This window comes from Streptomyces sp. NPDC087787, from assembly GCF_044743035.1.
GTDB lineage: Bacteria > Actinomycetota > Actinomycetes > Streptomycetales > Streptomycetaceae > Streptomyces.
Window position 1 is genome coordinate 302,728 of record NZ_JBIUVQ010000005.1, and the last position, 22,222, is coordinate 324,949.

At 69.2% G+C, this 22,222-nt stretch carries 22 protein-coding genes; 12 read left to right on the plus strand and 10 right to left on the minus strand.

Annotated elements, in window-relative coordinates; translation table 11 throughout:
- Nucleotides 1-50: 50 nt before the first annotated feature.
- Entirely contained in the window at nt 51-710 is a 660-nt protein-coding gene (locus ACIOWN_RS11105; protein ID WP_401981608.1) for an HAD family hydrolase, read from the plus strand.
- Here ACIOWN_RS11105 and ACIOWN_RS11110 read toward each other — a convergent pair.
- Nucleotides 691-1,965 carry a transcriptional regulator gene (locus tag ACIOWN_RS11110; protein ID WP_401981611.1) on the minus strand — a complete coding sequence of 425 codons (1,275 nt, stop codon included), beginning with the start codon at nt 1,963-1,965 and terminating at the stop codon, nt 691-693. The two genes, ACIOWN_RS11105 and ACIOWN_RS11110, sit on opposite strands and share 20 nt — an antisense overlap.
- A gap of 368 nt (nt 1,966-2,333) precedes the next feature.
- On the opposite strand from ACIOWN_RS11110, the gene ACIOWN_RS11115 reads away from it, so the two are divergent.
- The 4 genes from ACIOWN_RS11115 to ACIOWN_RS11130 are packed head-to-tail and all read left to right on the plus strand — an operon-like array spanning nt 2,334 to nt 5,709.
- Nucleotides 2,334-2,693, plus strand: coding sequence for a hypothetical protein (locus ACIOWN_RS11115; RefSeq protein ID WP_401981614.1), 360 nt, complete (start codon nt 2,334-2,336; stop codon nt 2,691-2,693).
- A gap of 5 nt (nt 2,694-2,698) precedes the next feature.
- Nucleotides 2,699-4,000 (plus strand): radical SAM protein, encoded by a 1,302-nt coding sequence (locus ACIOWN_RS11120; protein ID WP_401981617.1) that lies wholly within the window; start codon nt 2,699-2,701, stop codon nt 3,998-4,000.
- Complete coding sequence (locus ACIOWN_RS11125; protein WP_401981620.1) at nt 3,997-4,902, plus strand: radical SAM protein; 906 nt, start codon at nt 3,997-3,999, stop codon at nt 4,900-4,902. The genes ACIOWN_RS11120 and ACIOWN_RS11125 overlap by 4 nt, the downstream gene beginning before the upstream one ends.
- Nucleotides 4,903-4,938: 36 nt before the next feature.
- On the plus strand, nt 4,939-5,709 hold the full coding sequence (locus ACIOWN_RS11130) for a hypothetical protein (RefSeq protein ID WP_401981623.1): 771 nt from the start codon (nt 4,939-4,941) through the stop codon (nt 5,707-5,709).
- A gap of 57 nt (nt 5,710-5,766) precedes the next feature.
- On the opposite strand, the gene aspS is transcribed toward ACIOWN_RS11130, so the two are convergent.
- On the minus strand, nt 5,767-7,077 hold the full coding sequence (gene aspS / locus ACIOWN_RS11135) for an aspartate--tRNA(Asn) ligase (RefSeq protein ID WP_401981626.1): 1,311 nt from the start codon (nt 7,075-7,077) through the stop codon (nt 5,767-5,769).
- 386 nt (nt 7,078-7,463) lie between these two features.
- Between aspS and ACIOWN_RS11140 the strand changes: the two genes are divergently transcribed.
- The 4 genes from ACIOWN_RS11140 (at nt 7,464) to ACIOWN_RS11155 (ending at nt 10,233) form a co-directional block, all read left to right on the plus strand.
- Nucleotides 7,464-7,733: a hypothetical protein gene (locus tag ACIOWN_RS11140; RefSeq protein WP_401981629.1), complete on the plus strand. Its 270-nt coding sequence runs from the start codon at nt 7,464-7,466 to the stop codon at nt 7,731-7,733.
- Between the two features lie 193 nt (nt 7,734-7,926).
- Nucleotides 7,927-8,280, plus strand: a complete 354-nt coding sequence (locus ACIOWN_RS11145; protein WP_401981631.1) for a DUF317 domain-containing protein — start codon at nt 7,927-7,929, stop codon at nt 8,278-8,280.
- Nucleotides 8,281-8,456: 176 nt separating this feature from the next.
- Nucleotides 8,457-9,278 carry a DUF317 domain-containing protein gene (locus ACIOWN_RS11150; protein WP_401981634.1) on the plus strand — a complete coding sequence of 274 codons (822 nt, stop codon included), beginning with the start codon at nt 8,457-8,459 and terminating at the stop codon, nt 9,276-9,278.
- Nucleotides 9,279-9,666: 388 nt separating this feature from the next.
- Nucleotides 9,667-10,233 (plus strand): dihydrofolate reductase family protein, encoded by a 567-nt coding sequence (locus ACIOWN_RS11155; RefSeq protein ID WP_401981637.1) that lies wholly within the window; start codon nt 9,667-9,669, stop codon nt 10,231-10,233.
- A 105-nt stretch (nt 10,234-10,338) separates the two neighbouring features.
- Here ACIOWN_RS11155 and dnaB read toward each other — a convergent pair whose 3' ends face one another.
- The 8 genes from dnaB to ACIOWN_RS11195 form a co-directional block, all read right to left on the minus strand.
- The gene (dnaB, locus tag ACIOWN_RS11160; protein WP_401981639.1) at nt 10,339-11,685 is read right to left on the minus strand and encodes a replicative DNA helicase; all 1,347 of its coding nucleotides are present in this window, start codon (nt 11,683-11,685) and stop codon (nt 10,339-10,341) included.
- Between the two features lie 164 nt (nt 11,686-11,849).
- The gene (locus ACIOWN_RS11165; RefSeq protein ID WP_111005977.1) at nt 11,850-12,446 is read right to left on the minus strand and encodes a DciA family protein; all 597 of its coding nucleotides are present in this window, start codon (nt 12,444-12,446) and stop codon (nt 11,850-11,852) included.
- Nucleotides 12,443-13,012, minus strand: coding sequence for a hypothetical protein (locus ACIOWN_RS11170; RefSeq protein WP_401981642.1), 570 nt, complete (start codon nt 13,010-13,012; stop codon nt 12,443-12,445). The genes ACIOWN_RS11165 and ACIOWN_RS11170 overlap by 4 nt, the downstream gene beginning before the upstream one ends.
- Before the next feature lie 28 nt (nt 13,013-13,040).
- Nucleotides 13,041-13,421: a DUF6083 domain-containing protein gene (locus ACIOWN_RS11175; protein ID WP_401981644.1), complete on the minus strand. Its 381-nt coding sequence runs from the start codon at nt 13,419-13,421 to the stop codon at nt 13,041-13,043.
- Between the two features lie 429 nt (nt 13,422-13,850).
- A complete protein-coding gene (locus ACIOWN_RS11180) occupies nt 13,851-15,587 on the minus strand; it encodes a relaxase/mobilization nuclease domain-containing protein (RefSeq protein ID WP_401981647.1) in 1,737 nt (578 codons plus the stop codon).
- A complete protein-coding gene (locus ACIOWN_RS11185; RefSeq protein WP_401981650.1) occupies nt 15,584-16,075 on the minus strand; it encodes a mobilization protein in 492 nt (163 codons plus the stop codon). Before ACIOWN_RS11185 ends, ACIOWN_RS11180 begins: the two co-directional genes overlap by 4 nt.
- A 372-nt stretch (nt 16,076-16,447) precedes the next feature.
- On the minus strand, nt 16,448-17,287 hold the full coding sequence (locus ACIOWN_RS11190; RefSeq protein WP_401981652.1) for a DUF2637 domain-containing protein: 840 nt from the start codon (nt 17,285-17,287) through the stop codon (nt 16,448-16,450).
- Between the two features lie 252 nt (nt 17,288-17,539).
- On the minus strand, nt 17,540-19,078 hold the full coding sequence (locus tag ACIOWN_RS11195) for a DnaB-like helicase N-terminal domain-containing protein (RefSeq protein WP_401981655.1): 1,539 nt from the start codon (nt 19,076-19,078) through the stop codon (nt 17,540-17,542).
- Nucleotides 19,079-19,357: 279 nt separating this feature from the next.
- Between ACIOWN_RS11195 and ACIOWN_RS11200 the strand changes: the two genes are divergently transcribed.
- From ACIOWN_RS11200 to ACIOWN_RS11210, 3 genes are all read left to right on the plus strand, one after another.
- Nucleotides 19,358-19,921 (plus strand): helix-turn-helix domain-containing protein, encoded by a 564-nt coding sequence (locus ACIOWN_RS11200; RefSeq protein WP_401981657.1) that lies wholly within the window; start codon nt 19,358-19,360, stop codon nt 19,919-19,921.
- Between the two features lie 152 nt (nt 19,922-20,073).
- A complete protein-coding gene (locus tag ACIOWN_RS11205; protein ID WP_401981660.1) occupies nt 20,074-20,373 on the plus strand; it encodes an excisionase family DNA-binding protein in 300 nt (99 codons plus the stop codon).
- A gap of 11 nt (nt 20,374-20,384) precedes the next feature.
- Nucleotides 20,385-22,157 (plus strand): tyrosine-type recombinase/integrase, encoded by a 1,773-nt coding sequence (locus ACIOWN_RS11210; protein ID WP_401981663.1) that lies wholly within the window; start codon nt 20,385-20,387, stop codon nt 22,155-22,157.
- Nucleotides 22,158-22,222: the final 65 nt, after the last annotated feature.

Consider the following 22,222-nt stretch of genomic DNA (forward strand, 5'->3'; position numbering starts at 1 on the left):
CTCGGTGGAGGACGCCTCGCCATCGTGCCGGACCGTCTAACCTGCGGAGCATGATTCGTGCGGTGGTATTCGACGTGGGTGAGTGCCTTGTTGACGAGACCCGGGAGTACGGGACGTGGGCTGACTGGCTGGGAGTGCCACGGCACACCTTCGCGGCCATGTTCGGGGCAGTCATCGCGCAGGGGCGCGACTATCGCGAGACGTTTCAGGAGTTCCGGCCCGGGTTCGATCTGACCGAGGAGCGGGAGAAGCGCGCGGCTGCCGGACAACCGGAGTGGTTTGGCGAGGGTGACCTGTACCCGGACGTGCGGCCCACACTGGCTGCCCTGCGTGCGGCGGGGCTGTGGGTGGGCATCGCCGGGAACCAGACCGTGCGGGCCGGCGGCCTGCTGCGGGGGCTGGATCTCCCTTCCGACATGATCGCCACCAGCGATGACTGGGGGGTGTCGAAGCCGGATGTGAAGTTTTTCGAGAGTGTCATCGAGGCGACGCCTGCCGAGCCGGGCGAGATTCTGTACGTCGGTGACCGGCTCGACAACGACATCCGCCCGGCCGTGCAGGCGGGGCTTCTGACCGCGCTGATCCGGCGCGGTCCCTGGGGGACGATCCAGCAGCGCGACCCGGACGCGGACGCGATCACGACGATGCGCATCGACTCGCTCGCGGAGCTGCCGGAGAAGATCGCCAAGTTCAACGCTGAAGGGCGCTGACCGTCGTACTCCAGTCGTAGAGACGATCATCGAGGTCCCGGACGCATCGCTCGTTCTGCCAGGGGGCGAGCGTGCGCCGGACCTCGCGGATGCGGTCCATGCCCATGGCGTACCAGGTGATCGCCAGCTGGTCGAGAGCCTGGATGGCGTACCTGCATGCCTCCTCCGGCCTCCCGTCGGCAGCTTCGACCGCGGCTAGATCGCCGAGGACGACGGTGCGCTGTTTGTCTGACTCGGGTGGCAGATCGTCGAGCACCTCCTGGAGCGTCTGGCGCGCTTGCGGCAGGTGGCCGGCCTTTAGCTGCGTGTTGCCTTTGAACGCGGCCAGGCGGACGGGGCTGAACCAGTCCAGCCACTCAGGAGTGGCGTGTTCGGAGCCCGTGGACAGTGTGTCTTCGGCATGGCGGATCAAGCGCAGTGCCGCGTGTGGATCTCCGCAGCGGGTCTCGCATTCCGCTTCGACAGCATCCAGCCATGCCCAGAACTCCGCTGACGCCGGTCCGCGGCGAGCGTAGGTACGGGCGGCCAACATGCGCTCGACTGCCGCATCCCGGTCATCCGCCCAGCCCGGGATGAAGGCCATGTGCGCGAGGACGGCTGCCCCGAGCAGCGGGTCGTCCGCTTCAGCTGCAGCCTGCAGAGCCCGCAGGAGAGTCTCCGAAGCCTGTTCCGACTGTCGCAGGTCGAAGAACTCGATGCGCCCGACCAGGAGATAGGACTCGGCCAGGGCGGCCGCGAGGATCTGACGGGCCGGGTTGGCCGTCTCTGGGAGGAGAACGCAGCCGAGACGAGCGTGCTCCAGGACCGCCGGGTGCAATACGGCAGGGGCGACGGACCAGTACAAGTGCCGGTGTGAGCGCGTGACAGCCTCGAAGGCCCTGCCGACAGTCGCTGGTTGCGTCGTGGCCCCACCTTGAGCGGGGACGGCCGCCAGCCGGGCTCCGGACAGGAGCGCGCGAGGGGTGTTGTCGATCGCTGTTCCGGGCTGGGGCCGTGTGCTTCCCCACGGAGGGGTGAAGCCGAGGTCTTCCATGCTCTGGCCCAGGAGGTGGGTCAGGACTCGGTGCACATCGGGCTGGGGCCAGGGCGGTGTGGCGGACTCCCAGCGCCGGATCTGTCGGACGCCGACAGCAAGCCCTCTGATGCCCAGAGTCGGCGCCGCCTTGGTGATGGCGTCGGCCAACGCCTGCTGGGAGTTGTATCCGGCGGCCAGGCGGGCGGCCTTGAGTCTGGTGTTGCCTGCGGGTCGGGACATGGATCTCCTCCAGAGCGAGCTCTCGTCAGAGAGTGACATGCAATGTCCTCAGGCGGCTAAAAATCATCCTGTCGATAGCATCTGGGCCCTATTCGCGTCCTATTGATGACCTGTCAGAGTCCTCGAATGGGACCTCACGGGTCAGCATGATGTCACTGCGTCACAACGAAGCCACGTCCCCACCAGGCTGCTCTGCTCACCGCTGAGGTGGCGGGGCGGGCGACGGGGCCGGCGCCACCGTGTCCGGTTGCCGCAGGACTGGTTAAGCGCCGCCGCACCCAAGACTCCCCGGGCGGGGCGGCGCTCACCGTTCTCAGGCGGACGCACGCAGTTGTTCCAGCACATCCAGTACGTAGGGAGGATCAGTCATGCCCCAAGCCAGGCGAGAGAAGAAGGATCACCTGATCTACGCGGATGTCGTGGACTCCAAGTCCAAGGCAGGCGTGTGGATGGGTGAGCGCGCCTCCTTCCAGGAGAAGCAGGGCCGCATCATCGAGGCGCTCAAGGAACAGACCGACTGGGTCGAGCTGAAGGACGCGGTCATGGTCATCGGCACCGACCCGGCCGGCATCACGGTCATCGCGCCGAACCCGACGCTGCCCGGTGTGATCGTCTTCGCCGACGGCGGCTCGCCGGCCACCTCCGCGAAGCTCCAGGCCGCCGCCGAGGAGAAGGTCCGCGAGGTCATGGGCGAGCTCGGGATCGCCGAAGAGGAAACGGCGGCCTGACCACCATGGCCGTCCCCCGGATGCTGTGGGGGAAGTACTTCCAGTACGAGCGGGGCGGGGAAGCGGTTCTCCTCGATCCGGTCACGCTGGACAGTGTGTTCATCGACTCCGGCGAGGTTCTCGACCTCGCCGGGGTCCCCCCGACCGCGACCCATGAAGCCCTCGCAGGGCTCGGCTTCACCCCCGAAGGCCCCATGGCCGACCGGCGTGAAGCACTCCGTGACCGACTTCGACTCCTCGGCCTCGACGCCGCCCCCTGCCGCATCAGCGGCCTACGCGTGGTCCTCACCGACCGCTGCAACATGGCCTGCACCTACTGCTTCGTCGACACGAACACCGGTAAGCCGGACATGACGAAGGAGGAGCTCTCGGCAGGGCTGGAGTTCCTGTTCGAGCAGAACACCGGGCAGGATGAGGTGTCCATCCAGTGGTTCGGCGGCGAGCCGACCATCCGCTTCGACCTCATGCGCTTCGGCGACCAGCTGGCCGACACCCTCGCCGAACGCTATGACGTGACCAGGGTGCGGCGAACAGTCGTCACCAATGGCGCCCGCCTCACGGATGAGGCTCTCGACCATTTCATCGCGTACGAATACGGCGTAGGCATCTCCATCGATGGCCCTCCGGGCATCAACTCCGCGCACCGCCTTCTGCTCGGTGGTCAGCCCGCAGACGACCGGATTCGCCGAAACGTCGCCCGGTTCGTCGAGGCCGAGGGGCTGCACGTGGGCTGCAACCTCACGCCGACGGCCGCGAACATCGGACGCCTCGCCGAGACCGTTCGGTGGATCATCGATGACCTCGGGTTGGAGTTCATCTACGTCAACACGCCCATTCCGACCGCGGGCCGCTGGCAGGTCAACGGCGCTGATCTGGCTCGCGAGTTGTACGAGGCCAGGCTGACCGCCCTGGCACGGGGCGGGATGCTGTTCTCCGTCCTGGACCGCGCCTTCCAGGCCCTGGACACCCGTCGTCCGATGCTGTTCGACCACATGCAGGGCGACCGCAGTCTGAACGCTGCCCTGCTGCCCGGCAACCGGGTCAGTCTGTGCGACATCAACTTCACCGAGCCGTCCTTCCTGCGCACCCTTGATGAGGTGCGAGCCGATCCGGGGAGCCTGGCCGGCGTGGCGAAGAAGGTCGCTCCCATCCCCGAGTGCGGGAACTGCCCGGCGCTCGCCATCTGCGGCGGGCCGTCCCGCAACGAGCAGTCCCTCATCGGCGGCAGCACCCCGGACCCCGAGATGTGCGCGTTCTACGCGAGCACCGTGGAGATCGCCGTGTGGGACAACTCGGGGGTGCAATGAACACGCAGGTCCGTACGGCACTCGTCTCCACGGCCGGGCACTGCAAGGTGGCCTGCGGGTTCTGCTTCCGGGCCGACCGCGCCCACGGCTTCCTCGACACCGCGACCTACGCCCGCACGCTGTCGCGGCTGAAGGAAGCGGGCGTGGAGGGGGTGTGCCTGAGTGGGGGCGAACCGACGCACCATCCGCGGCTGCGGCAGCTCCTACGGCTGGCCCACCAGTTCGGAATGTCGGTGTCGATGGTGACCTCAGCCCGCACCGTGGCCGAGGTCACCGCCCTCTCCCAGACAGCGCATCTGCTGGCCAACGTGACCGTCTCCGCCGACTCACAGGGCGCGATGCTGCTGGGACGCACGACCCGCACAGCGGCCTCGGGCATCGACACGCTGCGCGCCGTCAGTACCGACTCGAAGATCCTGCACATCACCTGCTGGGACCTGAGCGACGGCGAGTGCGAGGAACTGGACGGCCTCGTGTCCGAGGCAAAGGTGGAGATCCAGTTCAGCCCTGTCGTCCTCGACGAGCGCGCCCTGCGCCGCGAGGGCAAATCGGTCCAGGACTATCTGGTGCGGCAGCACCTCGACGCCGACCTGCTGGACCGCCACTTCAACCTGTCCGGCCGGTACCGGGCCTACCTCAACGAGCTGCGGGACCTGCAGCTCCCCCCGGCTGGGGGTGAGCGGTGGTCGTGCCGCTCGGCGACCGCGTACGTGTCCGCCGACGGTCGCATACGGCGCTGCCCCTACGGCCAGGCGTCGGTCAGCGTCAACGCGCCCCGTGCCGCGATCAGGTACTTCCTGACCGCTCCGGCGCAGGACCGCGTGACCCCGGACTGCGCTGCCATCTGCCGCCCCTCCGCCGCGTCCGACGAACGCAGTGCGTCGTGTGTCGCTCAGGCGTGAAGACGGCCCAACGCACACGACTCCATGGACTGCCCTATGACGATCACGACACCCGACGACTTCACCCGCCGGTGGCGGCAGCCGCCGAATTTCCCGCTGGACGTTCTCTTCGACTACACGTTCCTGCCCGCCGTCGACGTCCTGGACCACGTCCGCAAGGACGAGGAGGTCCGGTTCACGATCCTTGGGGACGACGACTGGCAGGTGCGCATGGACCGCACCGCTGCCTTCCGCACCGCCCCGCTCGAAGAGATCGTCACCTGGCCGTTTCGGTTGGTGCACTTCAACCTCAGTCGCTTCTACGACGACCTCCTGAGCGGCTTCCAGGAGGAGGTCATGATCCCCTGGCGCACCCACCTGTCCGCCCGGGGCTTCACCTGGCAGCGCCTGGCACCCATCCTGTTCCTGTCCACCGAGGGCGCGTCCTCGACCTATCACAACGACAACTCGCACGGCCTGGTCTGGCAGGTCCACGGCACCAAGACGTTCCACAGCTACCTCGACCCCGACAAGCACCTGCCGGCCGACGCCGCGGTCATCGGCGAGACCACCGGCGAGGAGCCACCCGAGCACGACGTGGCCGATCGCCACTCCGTCACCATGCGGCCCGGAGAGCAGCTGTGGAGTCACGCTCTCACACCCCACTGGGTCACCACCGAGTCAGCGCTCGCCACGAGCGTCACCCTCTCCCACGGTGGCCTGAGCCACCAGGGCCTCTTCTCCGAGCGTGAGGGGGCGCTGCGGGCCTACTGGGACAAGAACCCCGCCGAGGCATGGACGCACGACCTGCGCAACGTCCGCTACTGAGACCGCGTCCCACGACACGAGGCGCTCGCCCGTGTCGTGGGACGCACTCACGACCGGCTAGGGGGTAAGCCGGTTCGGCCCGCGGAAGAGGAAGGTGGCCTCGCGGATCGAGTCCAGGCCGAGCATCACCATCAGCACCCGACCGAGGCCCATGCCGAGGCCCCCGTGCGGCGGGCACCCGTACCGGAACGCGTTCAGGTAGTCCTGCAGCGGCTCCGAGCTCATGCCCTTCTCGGCGGCCTGCTTCAGCAGCACGTCGTAGCGGTGCTCGCGCTGAGCGCCGGTGGTCACCTCCAAGCCCTTCCACAGCAGGTCGAAGCTCAAGGTCACGCCCGGGTCGTCGGCCGGCCGCATATGGTAGAAGGGCCGGATGCCGATCGGGTAGTGCGTGATGAACACGAACTCGTGCCCGGTGGCCTCCTTGATGTGAGCCGAGATGCTCCGCTCGCCCTCCGGGTCCAGGTCCTCCTTGATCCCTGCCGGGTCCCAGCCGCCCTTACGTAGGATCTCGTGCGCCTCGGCCATGGTGACGCGGGGAAAAGGCGTCGTGGGGACGGTGACCTCGACACCGAAGTGCTCGGCGATCGCCTCGCCGTGCGCGTCGGCGACCTTGGCGATCGTGTGGCCGAGCATCTGCTCCTCGAACGCCATCACGTCCTCGACGCCGTCGATCCAAGCCAGCTCCACGTCGACGCCCGTGAACTCGGTGGCGTGCCGGGAGGTGAACGACGGCTCCGCGCGGAAGACCGGTCCGATCTCGAAGACCTTCTCGATCCCGGCCGAGATCGCCATCTGCTTGTAGAACTGCGGCGACTGCGCCAGGTAGGCGCTGCGGCCGAAGTAGCCGAGCTCGAAGACCTCCGCGCCGGACTCCGAGGCGGTGCCCATGAGCTTGGGGGTGTGCATCTCGGTGGCGCCCTGCGCGTAGGCGTACTCGCGCATGCCCTGCTCCAGGCTGGTCTGCACGGCGAACATCAGCTGGGCAGCGGGACGGCGGCGCACGTCCAGGAAGCGCCAGTCCATGCGCTGCTCCAGGCCGGTGTGCTCGTCGATCGGTAGCGGCGTCGCGGCCGGGTTCAGGACCTCGACCGCTTCAGGCACGATCTCCAGGCCGCCGAGCTTGACCTGGGCGGCGTCCACGACGCGGCCGGTGATACGGATGGCGGACTCGGGGGTGAGGGCTTCGAGCTGGGCCTCCAGCGGCCCATCGTCGCGCTTGTGGGTCACCTGCACCATGCCGGTGCTGTCCCGCACGATGACGAACTGCATCTTGCGCTGCAGGCGGAGCGTGTTCACCCACCCGCAGACAGTGACGGTACGGCCGACGTGTTCTCGCAGGTCGGAGACGTGTACGCGGCTGTGGATCATTCGGTCCTCCGAAGGACGTCGTCATGATCCCTTGGGAGTGCGGGCGAGAAGGGCAACTCGCGGTGCCACCGCACTTTCGCCGCCACGAAGTGGCGACCTCATTCGGCCCGGTGACGGGGGCCGGCCGGCGGGGCATTGGGCCACCGGAGGGGGCCGTTCCTCCCCGCGCTCGGGAGGGTCTTCACCTCGGGGCGCGAGACCACCTTCCCAGCTACCGGCGGCTCTCTCTTCTCGCGTGATCCCTGGCTACTCGTCTCCGTCAACGCGTTGCCCAGCAGGATACGGAGCGTGTGGCGGCGGTGGCAATCAAGAACTCACTCGCGGAGGGGCATTTCCAATCCCATACTGGCCAGGCCAGTTGTCCGATCCAGGAGCGTATAGGCGCCATGAGCCGTTTGAGTGAGTCTGTCGCCCGTGTCATGCACATCCTCGATGGGGCGGACCTGGGCGAGGACTATACGGTCGCGCAGCTGCTCAGTGAGACAACGGCCAGGCGCTCTCTGGACCTCTCCGACCTCTCCCCCCAGGAGCAGGCGGCCCTGGTCGAGGGGCGCGCGAATCAACTGATCCCCTCGGCCGCGGTGCTCGTCGATGAGACCCGGCGCCGGCCCACTCGGTGGGTCGGCGCCATTCCGTTTGGCGCCCGTCGACGGTGACCTTGACGAGGCGTGACGGAGCGGGCTGCGGCGGACCGCGCGCACGCGACCCCGAGCCACGCGGGGAATGACCCGTACCCCAGTTCGCCGGGGGCAGACAGCAAAGATCCGCGAATGACTGGCCGCCGGGCGCAAGGACATGTCAACGTAGACGACCTTCTTGCAAACCACCAGGTCAAAGAGGTGATTGCCCGTGACTGCGCCACCCCGGAGTCCCGGATTCTCCACCACCGCCGAGGCCCTGCGGTTGCGTGAGTGGCAGCTCGGCCCGGGCCAGCCCACGCTCGTGATGGATCAGTTCTCCGCCGACGATTTCAACCTGGTCGTGGACGACCGTGCGGACGTGCACGTCAACTCGAAGGATGGGCGCTTCTACCTTGGAAGGTTCCCGTCCGGCCGCCCGGGCACCGAGGGCGAGGGATGGAAGATCGCCGTTACCGGTACGGCCAAGGTGCGCGGCTACCAGATGTCCTTCGACACCGAGACGCCGGCCGACATCGTCGCCGCCGCCGTGGCTCGTGTGCTGGAGACCTCCCAGCAGGTGTGACGCCAGAGGCTCATGTCGGAGACCCTCGGACGGTCTCCGTCGTCCACCTCGCCGAAGGCCGGAGGCGGACACGCGGCTCGGTCATCCGCCACCCGAGGCCACCGTAAAGCCGACCCGGCAGGCTCCCGTCCAAGGCGCCGCCGCGCCGTCGGTGGCAAGCAGCACCCCACAAGCCCTTGGAGGCGCCCCTGCATCCCGACTTTCCTTTCGACCTATCCGCCCCGATCAGCGTCCCGTCCGCGTACTGGGTCGGTCCCCGGCATCTGGCCGGTGACGACGGACGTCTCTACGACGCCGTCGCCGACATGCTCGCTGGCCTGGGCTGGACGAGCCTGACGATCGTCCGCGGCCGACAGGAGCCGGACGAGGCACCAGAGGACCGTCAGGTCCTGCGCAGCACCGTCCTGCACATCAGCCCCGACACCCTGCGGTGGGCGCAGTGGGTCCTGCCGGACGAGCCGTTCCATCTGGGCAGCTTGCCGATCGCCTGGCAGGTCTCCGCTCGTACCGACCCGAGCAGCCCGCTCGCCCAGTGGTCGGCCTACTTCACTCCCGATGTCCCCGGGGAGGTCCTCGCCGACTTCCTTGCCGCGCTCGACGCCCGGGATCAGCCCGCCGTGCCGCTCGGCGGCCCCGAGCTGGTCCTCGACGCGGTCACGGCGCACGGTTGGCTGCGCAACATCGACCGGCCCGGCGCGAGGGCGATGGATCCGACGTTCGCCTCCCACATTTGCCTCGGTGAGGTGCCGCCCCTCATTCAGGACGCCAACCCGCTCGCCCTGGTGACCGAGGCGGACGAGGCGGTCCTGGCCGGGTGGCAGGCATGGGCCGAGCCGGTGCCCGGCGCGGGCTACCTGTGGGCGGCTTCGTTCGGCGCCAGCGTGCCGCACGACCTCGTCGCCGCGTTCGCCTACTCCCTCAGCTCCCGCGCACCGGTCCTGCGCCGGGTGCTGCCGGAGAGCACACGCGACCGGCTCCTGCGCGCTCCAGCCAGCTGAGGGCATCCAACGCATTGAAGCCGGGCCTCCCGTTGGGGAGGCCCGGCTTCGTGTTTCGGTGTCTCGTCCCGGCGTCGTCTTCCTCGCGTTACGGCCTTGGTTGACGTGGGCAGCGAGTCTGTAGGGTCTCGCCGCTCGTGACATGCCGATCTTGCGTGACCTGGGCGTTCTTGGCTGTCTCACGGCCCTGTCACCCATGATCAGTCTCAAATCCGTGGCATTTCCTCGCGAGGGCGAGGTCGAGATCAGGCGGCTCGCCCGTGTCGGCCGGGTACACCACGCTGAGCCCCGAGCACGAGGGCTACCGGCGAGCCCAGATCGCGCACCGATGAGTTTCCCGCGCCGCGCTGGTCTATACGCCGGACACCCACGGACGGAAGGCTGGGCCATGCGGAAACTGATCTACGGCATGAACCTGACCCTGGACGGCTACATCGCCGCGACCGGCGACGACATCGGCTGGGGCGGACCGCCGAGCGACGAGCTGTTCCAGTGGTGGCTCGACCACGAGCAGGCGAGTGGCCTGTCGCTGTACGGGCGCAAGCTATGGAAGACGATGAGCTCCTACTGGCCGACCGGCGACCAGCAGCCCAACGCCACCCCGGCGGAGATCGAGTTCGCGCGGAACTGGCGGGACACGCCGAAGGTGGTGTTCTCCTCGACGATCGACAAGGTCGACTGGAACACCCGCCTGGTCACCGGCGACGCGATCGCCGAGATCACCCGGCTCAAGGCCGAGGACGGCGGCCCAATGAACATCGGCGGCGCAACGCTCGCCGGGGCGGCCATGCGCGCCGGGCTGATCGACGAGTACGTGATCGCCGCCCATCCGGTCCTGGTGGGCAGCGGCACGCCGTTCTTCACCGCGCTGGACAGCTGGGTGAACCTGAACCTGGTGGAGACGCGGACGTTTCCCGGCGGCGTGGTCCTGACCAGGTACGAGACGAGGCGCTGAGCAGCAGCACCCACGCGCTAGTCTCACGGTGATGTCGTATACGACATCGGTACGACACGGCCCATGAGATTACGACATCAGCCGCGAGACCCTACAAGTCCCCGGCTATGTCTGCGCCATGTCGACGAAGCGGGAGTAGTGGCCCTGGAAGGCGACCGTGATGGTGGCAGTGGGACCGTGCCGGTGCTTGGCAACGATGAGATCGGCCTCCCCGGCGCGCGGAGACTCCTTCTCGTAGGCGTCTTCGCGGTGGAGCAGGATGACCACGTCGGCGTTGTCTTCGAGTGCCCCGGAGTCTCGCAGGTCACTGATCATGGGCTTCTTGTCAGTGCGCTGTTCCGGTCCCCGGTTGAGGGTGGAGATGGCGACGATGGGCAGCCGAAGTTCTTTGGCCAGCAGTTTCAGGCAGCGGGCGATCTCGGAGATTTCCTCGTAGCGCGAGTTGAGCTGCCTCGTACCGAAAGTGAGCATGTGAACGGCGTCGACCACGATGAGTTGGACGCCCATACGGCTGTGCAGGTATCGGCAGTGGGCTCGAAGGTCGTGCAGGTTGGCGTAGGAGCCGTCCTGGATGTAGATGGGCGCGGCGCTGATGTCGGGCATCCGGCGGGCCATCCGGGTCCAGTCCTCATCGGTGCACGTGCCGGAGCGAATGTGGAAGAGGGAGACACGGGCTTCCGCTGACAGGATCCGCATGCCGACTTCCTTGCGGTCGGCTTCGAGCGTGAACAGGGCCGTAGGCAGGTTATGCGTGATGCTGGCGTTGCGCAGGAAATCCAGCGCGAGCGTGGACTTGCCCATGGCCGGCCGGGCCGCGACGACGATGAACTGACCGGAGTGGAGTCCGCCAGTCAGAGCGTCCAGGTCGGTGAAGCCTGTGGGCACACCCGGCAGGATCGCGTCACGGCTGCCAGTTGCCTCGATCCAGTCGAGTGTGTCTTTCATGACGTCCCCCAGAGGACTTGCTGGGGGCAGCAGGGGACGCCGCGTGGTCGCCGCGAAGATCTCCGCCTGCGCAGCGTCCGCGATCCGGTCCGCCGAGTCCGGCTCCGCATCGGCGACCAGGTCTTCGATGTGGATAGCAGCGGCCTTCGTGCGGCGCAGCAGGGCAGCGTTTTCCACGCGTTCGGCGTCGGCGATCCACTTCCGCGAAGGTGAAGGGCCGTCGACCAGCGCGGTGATGTAGGCGGCACCCCCGGCTTCGTCCAGCTGTTCCTGGTCGCTGAGGTGGGCGATCACCGCAGCGGGATCCGTTGGCTGGCTGCGCCCGTACAGGTCGAGGATCGTGTTGTAGAGCAGGGCGTGGGCAGGCCGGTAGAAGTCGTGGCCGTTGAGGACTTCGACGATGTCGGCGATCGCGTCCTTCGACCGCAGCATCGCCTTCAGGACGCCTTTCTCGGCGTGCAGATCGTGCGGGTGGTGCAGTGCGGTATCGGCGTCCTCGACGGTCACCTTGGAATCCCCCTCCTCGTATCTTCTCCCCGAGTGGCCAGGCAAGTGGCCAGAGGTGAGCGTATCTGCGGCGCCCCGACGGCAGGAGCTGATCGTCTCTATGGCCCTCGTGGGGATAATGACGCTCACTTCCCGTTGCCGTGCCGGCCGAGGAACTTTACGGTTCACGGCCGACGCGCGGGTTCGCGCGGAAGGAGCTGCCTTTGGCGTTGAACGGCGGCTTGGATGGCAGGGTCGGGCAACGCTGGTGCTGGCTGCCATCGCCGCGCGTGTGTACCGTCCGGGCGGGCGGAAGGCGATAGGGCGGAGGGCCGTAGAGGGCCGGTGATGTCCCTCTTCACCAGACGGATCCGGCGTACGGTCTGGGAGCCGAGTTCGACGTTGATCCGTTGGATGAGAGCGTCTGCCAGGAGCTTGACCTGGGTGATCCAGACGGTGGAGGACCCGCACAGTGTGAGGGTTCCAGATTTCCGGTCGAAGCCTGCTAGGTCCACGTGGCCGACCAGAGGTCCGGCCACGGAGACCCAGCAGTTGAGCAGCGTCGCCTCGGTCTCGCTCCAGAGCCCGTGCTCGGAGAACATCTCAAGCAACGCCTGCCCGAGCTGCACCGGTGGTGTCCGTCCGCGCAGTTGCCTGCGAACGGCAGGGGAAGCCGATCGCTCGGTGAAACGGTGCAGACGGGCATCTTCCCTGGCCCGCCGCAGCATCATCCGGGCCAGATCCAGGCGTTGCTCACCGCTGGCCGCCTCTTCGCGAGTCACAGGTCGACCTGCTGGCGGAAGGTTGGGGTGCCCCAGACACGTACGACGTTGTGATCGGTGAACGCGTACACCAGCCGGTAGGCGGTTGCCGGATGCGGCCCTTGCCGCAGCTGCGCCAGGTACTCCTGTGCCTCCGACTCGCTGCGTCGAGGTGTTCCGCACACCTGCCAGGCTTGCCCATTCCACATCTCGGGGATCCAGCGCTTTTGCGGCTCGGGCTGTTCGGCGCGTAGCCGGTGCCGAGACTGCACCCGCGCTGCGGGGGCTTCGTCGTCGGGGTCGGCGAAGCGCGGTCGGGGCGGTGTACGACGACCTGCCCGGCGGCGGGTCTCGCAGAGCAGGCACAGGTCTGCGGCGTCGGGGTCGACCGGTCCGTTCGGGTGTTCGGAGCATCGGGTGACCGGCTTGGGCGTGCTGATCGTCTCGTCCAGCAGGGCCAGCGCGCGTTCGAGGTCCTGGCGGATCTCCTCCACGTTGGGGACGGCCTTGCCGCCGGTGAGCCGCTGTTCGTGTTCACCGGCGACGCGTAGAGCACGACCCAGCGCGGCGACTTGGGCGTGGTTCATGGGCGGACCTCTCCTTCGTCTTCGGCACCTACCGGGGATCCGTCGTGCCACTGTGCCGGGACCAGAGCCCTTGATCAGCGGCTTGCCGTGGGCTTCGGGCCAGCCGGAGCCGCATCGCCCGCCACAGCTCGCCCGCGCCCGGGCTGGTGGTGGGCTGGCTACGGTGCAGGCCCGGGCAGCAGGCATCGTGAGCCACCTTGGCGGTGCCATAGTCACGGTGGTGAGGTCCCGGCCAGGCGATCCCGCCGGCGAGATGGTAGACCTCGCGGTCGGCGAAGTGCCGAGCCGGGTACTCGCCCGGCATCAAGGCGATCCACGCCACTTCCTTGTCGGGTTCCTCGCCCTCAATAGCGGAGACGGGGGCGGCCCCTGCCTGGGGGCGGTAGATGTTGATCCCGTCGTAGTCCATGGTCCGATGACGGTGCGTGGGAAGGCCACAGGCCGGACACGGCACCGTCAGCTTGCGCCCCCACGCCGGCACGAGATCGTCAGCCGGGCCTTGCTGGGGAGGAACACTCATCGCCACCCACCACCTCCGACGTGTGAAGGGCCGCAGGGGCCGGCTCGTCCAGGCGGCAACGTCCAGGCTAGCGACTCGGGTTGACACGACCTTGGCTATCGCCACATCCGATGACACAGCCGACTGCCGTCGGTGCCTGGAGCACGCGGAGCTGGCCGAGCTTGTGGCGCAGCAGCTTGACGCGTGCCAAAGCCGGGCCTCCCAAACGGGAGGCCCGGCTTCGCGCTGCGGTGCCTTGTTCCGGCGTTACCTGCGCGTCACGGCCCGTGGCTGGGGCCGGTCCGTACCTGCGACCGGCTATGTTCCGTCGCCTTCCGGTCAGCGTCGGTGGCTGAAATCGGTGACAGCGCTCGGCGTTGGCAGGTTGCTGGGCGCTGGGGACCCTGGGCGCCGACTGCCTCGGGGAGGGGTGTCCTGGGGGCTTTCGGGTAGGGCGGGCAGGTGGGCGCTGCGCCGCAGCCGCCAGACGAGGACGTCGCTGATGGAGGTGGCGGTATCGAGCTCGCGCCGTCGGGCGGCTTCGGTGAGTAGGGCGGCCGGGTCGTGGCCGGCTCTGCGGGCGTCGTCGAGGGTGGCGGCCAGGGCGAGCCAGCCGGCCTCGGCCTGGATCCGTTCGGCCAGCTCCGGCAGCACCTGGTGGAGAAGGCCGGCGTGCCGCTGCCGAACACGCGGGGCCAGACGTTGGCCTCGCTGGCGGAGGACGGCCATGGATTCACCTGCGGCGGCTTGGTAGGCGGCGCGGAGGTGTTCGCCGGCTTGTTGGGCGGCGGCGGCCTGCTGGCTGTGGTGCTTCCTGGCGTGCCAGTTCGCTGCGGCGGTGGCGAGGAAGAAGGCCATGTCGATGAGCATGGCGGTGGTGGCGCCGTCTTCGCCGCGGCCGAGGGCGGGCCCGCTGTGGACGAGATCGCGGGCGGCCTGGCGCAGGGCGCGGTCGTACCCGCGTACGGCCTTGATGTGGGAGCGGCTGGCCCGCTCGAACGCGAAGGCCGCATCGCGCAGTTCGGCGCGGGTGTGGGCGGCGGAGGTCTTGGCGAGCGCGTCCAGGATCTCTCCTGCCGCGGCGATCTGGGCTGCCGCCGTGCCGTCGTCGCCGTGGTCGATGATCAGCAGGGCCTGCCAGGTGGCGGCGGTGGCCCGGCGCCGCGCGAACGCGGGACCCGTCACGTCCGGCAGGACGGATTGCTCCGGCCGGGAGTCGTGAGCCGAGACAGCGGTCTCTGCGGGAAGGGTCCAGCGTTCGCGGATGCGGGGCAGGGACAGGTCGGGTGCGAGTGTGGAGCCGGCGTAGAAGACCGGCTCGCCGTCCTTGTTGCGGTCGTCGGTGAGGGCGACCTTGTAGCCGAGCAGGTCACCGGAGGGCGCGACGCGCTTGCGGATCAGCAGGCCGGCGGCGGCCAGCCGGTCGAAGAACTCCTCCTCGCCGGTCACGCCGGCCACTGCGCGGCGGACGGTTTCGCGCAGCTCCTCCCGCACGGTGCGCTCCCTGCCCTGGCGCTCGGCCTTGTGGCGTTCGGCGCTGGTGGGCCGCTTGGCGGCGGTGCCGTCACCAGGGGTGACGCGGTGCAGGCCATACTCGGCTTCGATGCGGCGGGCCTCGGCCTGGGCGCGCTTGCCGGAGCGGTGGTGATCGGGACGGCGGCCGTCCTCGCGGACGAGGGTGGCGATGATGTGGATGTGATCGTCGGCGTGGCGGACGGCGGCCCAGCGGCAGCCGGCGCCGTCGCCGGGGTCGATGCCGGTGGCGGCGACCATGCGGCGGGCGATCTCGGCCCACTGCCCGTCGCTGAGGACCGGGTCGTCGGGGGCGGCGCGCACGGAGCAGTGCCAGACGTGCTTGTCCGGGCGCTGCCCGGGGCCGAGGAGGGACAGGGGCTGGTCGAGGAGGTGCTGGAGGTCCTTCTTCGTCACCGAGGGGTCGCGGCCGGGGTCGGGGGCCATGTTGTCGAAGGAGGCGACCAGGTGGGGGTCGATGTGTTCCTCGTGGGTGCCCTTGCCGTACAGGTAGTGCAGGAGGCCGAGGGTGTTGCTGCCCTGCTGGTGGATCCGGGGGATCAAGCCGCCTGATCCTCCCGCCGGTTGGTGATCTGGTCGGCCGCCCGTTGGACGGCCTGCGCGGCGCGTCGCAGATCGGCGAGAGCGGCGGCGAAGTGCGTTGCCTCAGCACCGGAGTTGAGGGCCTTGACGATCTGGTTGACGTTGCTGCCGGCCCAGCCGAGCTGACGACGTACGCCGAACAGCGCGGTCAGGACATCGCGCTCGGTGGCGATGGCCGCTGCGGTGCGGGACTGGTCGCGGGCGGCGGCCAGGGCGGAGTGGGCCAGGAACCCGGCCACGCTCATGCCGACGTGGTCGGCGCCGGATCGGATGATGGCGAGTTCGTGCTCGTTGAGGCGGACGCTGTGGGCGGGGCGCTGCTTTTTGTCGCGCGGGCGCGGCTTGCTCTTCCTGGTCCTGGCCTTGTGGCCGGCCTTGCCCGGCTGCGGTCCGCCCTCGGCCGCAGCCTTCCCGTCCGGCGCCCCCTGGTGCCGATCGGGTCCCGCCACCCCCGGGGCGGGGTCGGGTTCGGGCGCTCCCCCTGCGGGGGAGTGTCCGGACCTCCAACTTGCTGCCGATTCGGCTGGGGTTGCAGTGCCAGGTGTGGCGGGATGTTCGTGGTGTTCGTGGTGCATGGGGTTGATCTCCGAGGAGTCGTGCGGGAGGTGGGTTGTACGCGCGGTGGCGGAGCCGGGTATGGCTGAGCCGGGGTTGGTTCTGCGTGGCCGTGAGGAGCGGCCTTGGCGCGGGTGGCTTGGCGGTTGGCGTGGTTCGGGTGAAGAGCCGTACGTGCGGGAAGCGGGCTGGCGGCGGCGCTTGGTCGGCTGTGCCGGGCGGTGGCGGTACGTGGTTCGCCACCGCCTGGCGTTCTGGGGTGGCGTTCAGACGGCGATGGCGTTCTTGGCGGCGTTCAGTTCCGCCCTGACGGTGGCGGCGGTCTTCTGGGCGTCGTCTTTACTGATCGTGTAGCCCTTGGCCCTGACCGCCTTCTCCAAGGCGGTGCGGGGGACTTCGCCGGTCTCGGCGCCGATGGCGCGGGCCATGGCGAGCAGCTCCTCTTCTGGGACGGTGCGTTTGCGCTGGGCCGCCTTGGGCGCCCTCTTGGCGGTCGGCGCCGTGGTGGCGGACTTGGCCTCGGGCGTGGGTGCGTTGCTCGCCTTGGCGGGCGGGGCTGTGCTGGCGTCGTCTGCCTGTTCGTGGAGGGTCTGGCGGCTCCGCCTTGGCGTGGCGGAGGTGGTGGGCGGCGTGGCGGCGGGCTCTTCCGCCATGGCGCTGTTGGCGGCGAGGTGGCGGTTGATGACGAGGTAGAGGTGGACGGCGCCGGCGAGGGCGAGCGGGGCGATGGCGGACAGGGTGCCGGCGGTGGTGTTGTTGAGGTGGAGGCGGGTGCCCTCGTTGAGGCCGATGGCGTGGACGACGTTGGCGCCGATGCTGGTGCTGGTGGCCAGGCCGACGAGCGTCCACACGTAGAGGCGGGAGCGCAGCGGGGCGGTGCGCAGGATGAGCAGGGCGACGATGCCGATGGCGATGAAGCCGTCGATCACCAGGGGGAAGAGGTAGGTGAGCAGCCCGCGCACGTGGCTGGCGACGGCCATCTGGCGCAGGGCGTCGTAGGAGAGGGCGAAGGCGACGGCGGCGAGCAGGACGACGCCGACGCGGATGGAACGGCTGCCGCGGACGGTGGTCGGGGCTATCGGGGCAGGAGAGGGCAAGTCAGGCACTCCAGGGGTGGTGCGGTGGGGCTGGTGGTGAGGGGGTGAGGGGCGTTCACGAAGGGGGCGTACACGCGGGCCCCCTTCTAAAGGGGGCCCCGCGCGTGATCGCTTGGGCGCGTGTGCGGCGTGGACGCTCGCGTGATCGCTCTACCTGCACCTTTGCGGTGAGCGTGCACGTCGTGAGCGGTTTTCCGGGGCGTGTGCGTGCGAGGGGTGCGTGTACGGTCGCGTGAACGGTTCAGGCGGTGGTGCGGGCGGTCAGGACACGGCGCCGATGTGGCGGGTGGAGGCGTGGTAGCGGGCCTGCTGGCCGCCGCCGTTGCCGCCTGCCGTGCCGTCGGCCTTGGTGGCCAGTCCGGCCTTGACGAGGCGTTCGAGGTGACGTCGGGCCTTCTCGACGTCGGCCCGGTCGGGGCTGGTCTCGCCGGAGAGCATGCCGGCCAGCTCGCGGACGGTCAGGCCGCCGCGTGCCGCGCGCAGGAGCGTGATCGGGTCGAGTGCGGGGTCGACGGTGGTGGTGCCGCGCTCGTGGTCGTGGGCGACCTGGAGGGGGCCGATCTCGCCGGTGGCGAGCTTGAGGTGGTGGATGGTGACCGCCGGGTCGCCGGGCTTGCCGTCGAGGAACAGCACGCTGCCGGCGCCGGAGGTCAGCCAGGTGGAGCCGTAGACCCGGTCCAGGGTGGGGCGTTGGCCCTTGGGGGTTTCGGCGCCGGACTTGCGCTGGTGGTGCAGCTCCAGCACCTCGATGCCGTTCTGGACGGCTCGACCGCGGGCGTTGTTGTACGCGACCGCGAGGGCGTCGTCGACCATGGTGCTGACGGCGTCCTTGAGGCTGTCGACCACCAAGGTGTCGGCCTGGTGCGCATTGGCGAGGTCGGCGAGGAGATCGGGCTCCTTGTCGAGGGTGGCGGGCAGGGGCCCCTGCCAGACGGCGAGCCGTTCGCGCAGGACGGCCTCATGCCTGGGATCGACCGCGCGGGCCAGGGCGCGGGCGATCTGGGTGGGCCGGTCGATCGCCAGGTACAGCACCTTCTTGCCCGGCACGACCGGCATGTCGAGGACGGTGTCCTTCAGGCCGATGCGGGCGAGGACGACCTGGTGGGCGAGGGTGGTCTTGCCGACACCGGGCGGGCCGACGATCATCAGGCTCTCGCCGGAGGCCCAGGCGGTCTGCGCCGGGGTACCCCAGATCGGCTTCATGTCGGCGGTCTTCGTGACGAAGTCCCAGCCGTTCACCAGGTACCGGGAGAGTCGTCCGGTGCCGGAGGCTAGGGCGCGTTCCCGCTCGGCCCGTACCTCGGCTTCGGCGGCGTTGCGTATCTCGTCCGGGTCGGCGCCCGGCTCCGTGACGCTCTGGATCAAGCGGAGGCCGGTCTCGCGCAGGCGGCGCAGGTCGGCCTTGCGCCGGACGATCTCCGCGTAGCAGCCGGCGTTTCCGACCGACGGCGGTGCACCGGCGAGTTGGTGCAGGTAGACGCGACCGCCGATGCGGTTCAGATCGCCGGTTCCCGTGAGGTGCTCGGTCAGGGCGATGGGGTCCGTGGGCGCGTCGGCGGAGCGCAGCGCGAGCAGCGCCCGCCACACCGTCTCGTGCGCGGGCCGGTAGAAGTCGGCGGCGTCCAGGATGGCCCGGACCTCGTCCACGGCGTCGCTGTGGTGCATGCACGCGCCGAGCACCGCCTGCTCGGCGTCCAGGGCGTACGGCGGTTCGCCCGGACCGTCGACGATCGTCTCGGCGGTCGTGGCCGCGGGCCGGCGGGATGGCATTTGCGGTGACAGGCCCGTACTCTGGGCCATAGGACTCCTCTCCCGGCAGGCCATACGGAGCGCCAACTCCGGCCACCGGTCCAGATCGTCATGGTTGGGCGGTTGCGAGGATCTCCGCTTCACCCCCGGTGTTCGCAGCACCGGGGGTTTCTGCGTTGTCCACCCGCGTTCACCGGTGGACGGCACCACCCTATCAGCGCATTCGGGAAACATCTACTTGCATTCGCCTCCCGAACGGTGTTTAGTGGTGTACCCGAGGCCGTACGGGTATGGCCACGCCCGGACGACCGCACGAACGAGGAGGTGAGCATGGCCAGCGGCAAAGGCGACGACTCCGTGCGCACGGTGAGCGACCGGCCCCCGGTCGAGAACAACATCGCCGAACGCGTGAAGCTGGAGCGCGAGGCACGCGGCTGGAGCACGGTCACCCTGGCCGAGAAGATGGCCGAGGCTGGCCACCCCGTAGGCCAGTCCGCGATCTGGCGCATCGAGAGCGGCAAGCCGCGCCGCCGGGTCAACACCGACGAGGCGCTCGGCTTCTGCAAGGTCTTCGACATGACCCTCGACGAACTCGCCAGCCCGCCAGGACAGATGGCCAACCCGATCATCCGGCGGCTGGTCGGCGAGTACGTCGAGCTGTGGAAGGAATGGCGGTCCCTGGGCAAGTCCATGGACGCCATCCAGGACCAGCTCCGGGAGTACACCAAGGCGCACCCGGACCAGGACACCATGGTCCGCAACCTGCTCGCCCACGAACTCGACGCGGCCTCCAACGGCGACTTCCACCGCCACAAGGGCGCCAGCTCCAGGCTGATCCGCTGGCTCGGCGACGCCTTCAACCCGCCGGCCGCCAACGCCGACGTAGACGAGTAGTCGGCTCGCCGCCAGGCCCTCGGTGCTGCGAACACCGAGCCCTCCACCGCGGCACATCATCAAGCGCGACAGCGCAACCGCCCAACCACCCACCACCACGACCGGTCCCACCGGAGTTGGCGCTCCGTACGCGACCGGGGTGAGGAGCCCTCTTGTCCCAGTTCCCCCTGCCCGTCACCCAGATCGCCCAGCTGCTCGGCGTCCCCGAAGAGGCCCTGCGTGCCCTGATGGCCGAGCGGGGTGACGAACCCGGCGACCCCACCCTCGTCGGGCTCACCGTCGAGGAGGCCGCCCGCCGTCTGGGCATCGGCCGGACGAAAATGTACGAGTACGTCTCCTCCGGAGAGATACGTTCCGTCAAGATCGGCAGCCTGCGACGCATCCCCGCCGAGGCCCTCGGCGAATTCCTAGCCCGTCGCCACCGGGCCACGGACTTCGACGCCGCGGCCTGAGGCGGGCGCCCATGGCACAGACCAAGAAGCCCCGCACGCCCCGCCAACCCAACGGCGCCTCGTCCATCTACCTTGGCAAGGACGGCCGCTGGCACGGTCGCGTCACCGTCGGCGTCAAGGACGACGGCACCCCGGACCGCCGGCACGTCAGCCGCAAGACGCGCGCCGAGGTCACCAAGGTCGTACGAGACCTGGAGAGACAGCGCGACTCCACAGGCGTGCGCAAGGCCGGGCAGACCTGGACGGTCAAAACCTGGCTGACCCACTGGGTGGAGAACATCGCCGCGCCCAGCGTCGGCGAGAACACCATCGACGGCTACCGGGTGGCCGTCTACCACCACCTCATCCCCGGCCTGGGCGCGCACCGCCTGGAGAAGCTGGAGCCCGAACACCTGGAGCGCTTCTACCGCAAGATGCAGGCGAACGGCAGTGCCGTCGGCACCGCCCACCAAGCCCACCGCACCGTCCGCACAGCCCTCAACGAGGCCGTACGGCGACGGCACCTCACCACCAACCCGGCCTCCATCGCCAAGGCCCCCAAGGTCGAAGAGGAGGAGGTCGAGCCGTACACGGTCGAGGAGGTTCAGCAGCTCCTCGCCGAAGCGGGCAAGCACCGCAACACCGCCCGCTGGGTCATCGCGCTCGCCCTCGGCCTGCGCCAGGGCGAGGCCCTCGGCATGCAGTGGGACGACATCGACTTCGAACTCGGCGTCATCCGCGTACGCCGTGGCCGGCTGCGGCCCCGCTACAAGCACGGCTGCGGCGACAAGTGCGGACGGAGCAAGCCCGGCTACTGTCCGCAGAAGATCAACACCCGGCGCGAGACGAAAAACGCCAAGTCCCGCGCCGGCCAGCGCCCCATCGGCGTCCCCGACGAGCTCCTCCAGCTCCTGCGCCAGCACCAGGAGGAGCAGGCTCGCGAGCGCGCCCTGGCCCGTGACCTGTGGACGGAGAAGGGGTACGTATGCACCTCGCCCACTGGCGAGCCCCTGAATCCGAACACCGACTACCACAAGTGGAAGGAGTTGTTGAAGGCCGCTGGCGTCCGTGATGCCCGTCTCCACGACGCCCGCCACACCGCGGCGACCGTCCTGCTCATCCTCGGTGTCCCCGACGCGGTCGTCGATGCCATCATGGGCTGGGAGCCCGGCAAGTCCGCCCGGATGCGCCGCCGCTACCAGCACCTGACCAGCCGCGTCCTCAAGGACACCGCTGCCAAGGTCGGCGGCCTCCTGTGGGGCACGGACCAGACTGCGGGAAGTGTCTCGCCGGGTGCTGGCCAGAGCCCCGTCCCCGCCGAACTGGTGGTGTACGTCGCCCGCCTCGGCGAGAGGCGGGTACCTTTCCTCCACCGCGAGCACGCCGACGAGATCGTGGCCCGGTGGAGCGAGGACTGGCCCGACCGCACCGCCGAGGTCGAGGCATGGGACCGCTGGCGCTGGGAACGCCAGGGCGCCGGCGGAGTAAGCGCCATCCGCGACCGCTTGCCAGAGCGGGTCGTGGTCTTCTACTCCCGAGCCCTGTTCCTCCCCGGCGGGGAACGCGCGGCGACCGGACTCCCCGAGCAGTGGTCAGTGCCGGCCTGGGAGTTCGAGACCGACGCCTACACCGACCGCGCCTCGGCCTGGCGCACCGCTCGCCGCCCCGGCTTGGGCCAGGAGGTCGAGGCCCAGGTGCGAGGAACGGACAAGAAGGCCGTCGAGGAAGCCTTTGCTGAAGCGTGCGCACAGGCGGTAGACCGGGCTCAGAACCCGGGCAGGTACGGCGATACCGACGAGTGGTGATCTATCTCTGGTCCGGGCACTGCACCGATCTGACGGCCCGGACCAGAGCCCTCACTGCACCGAGG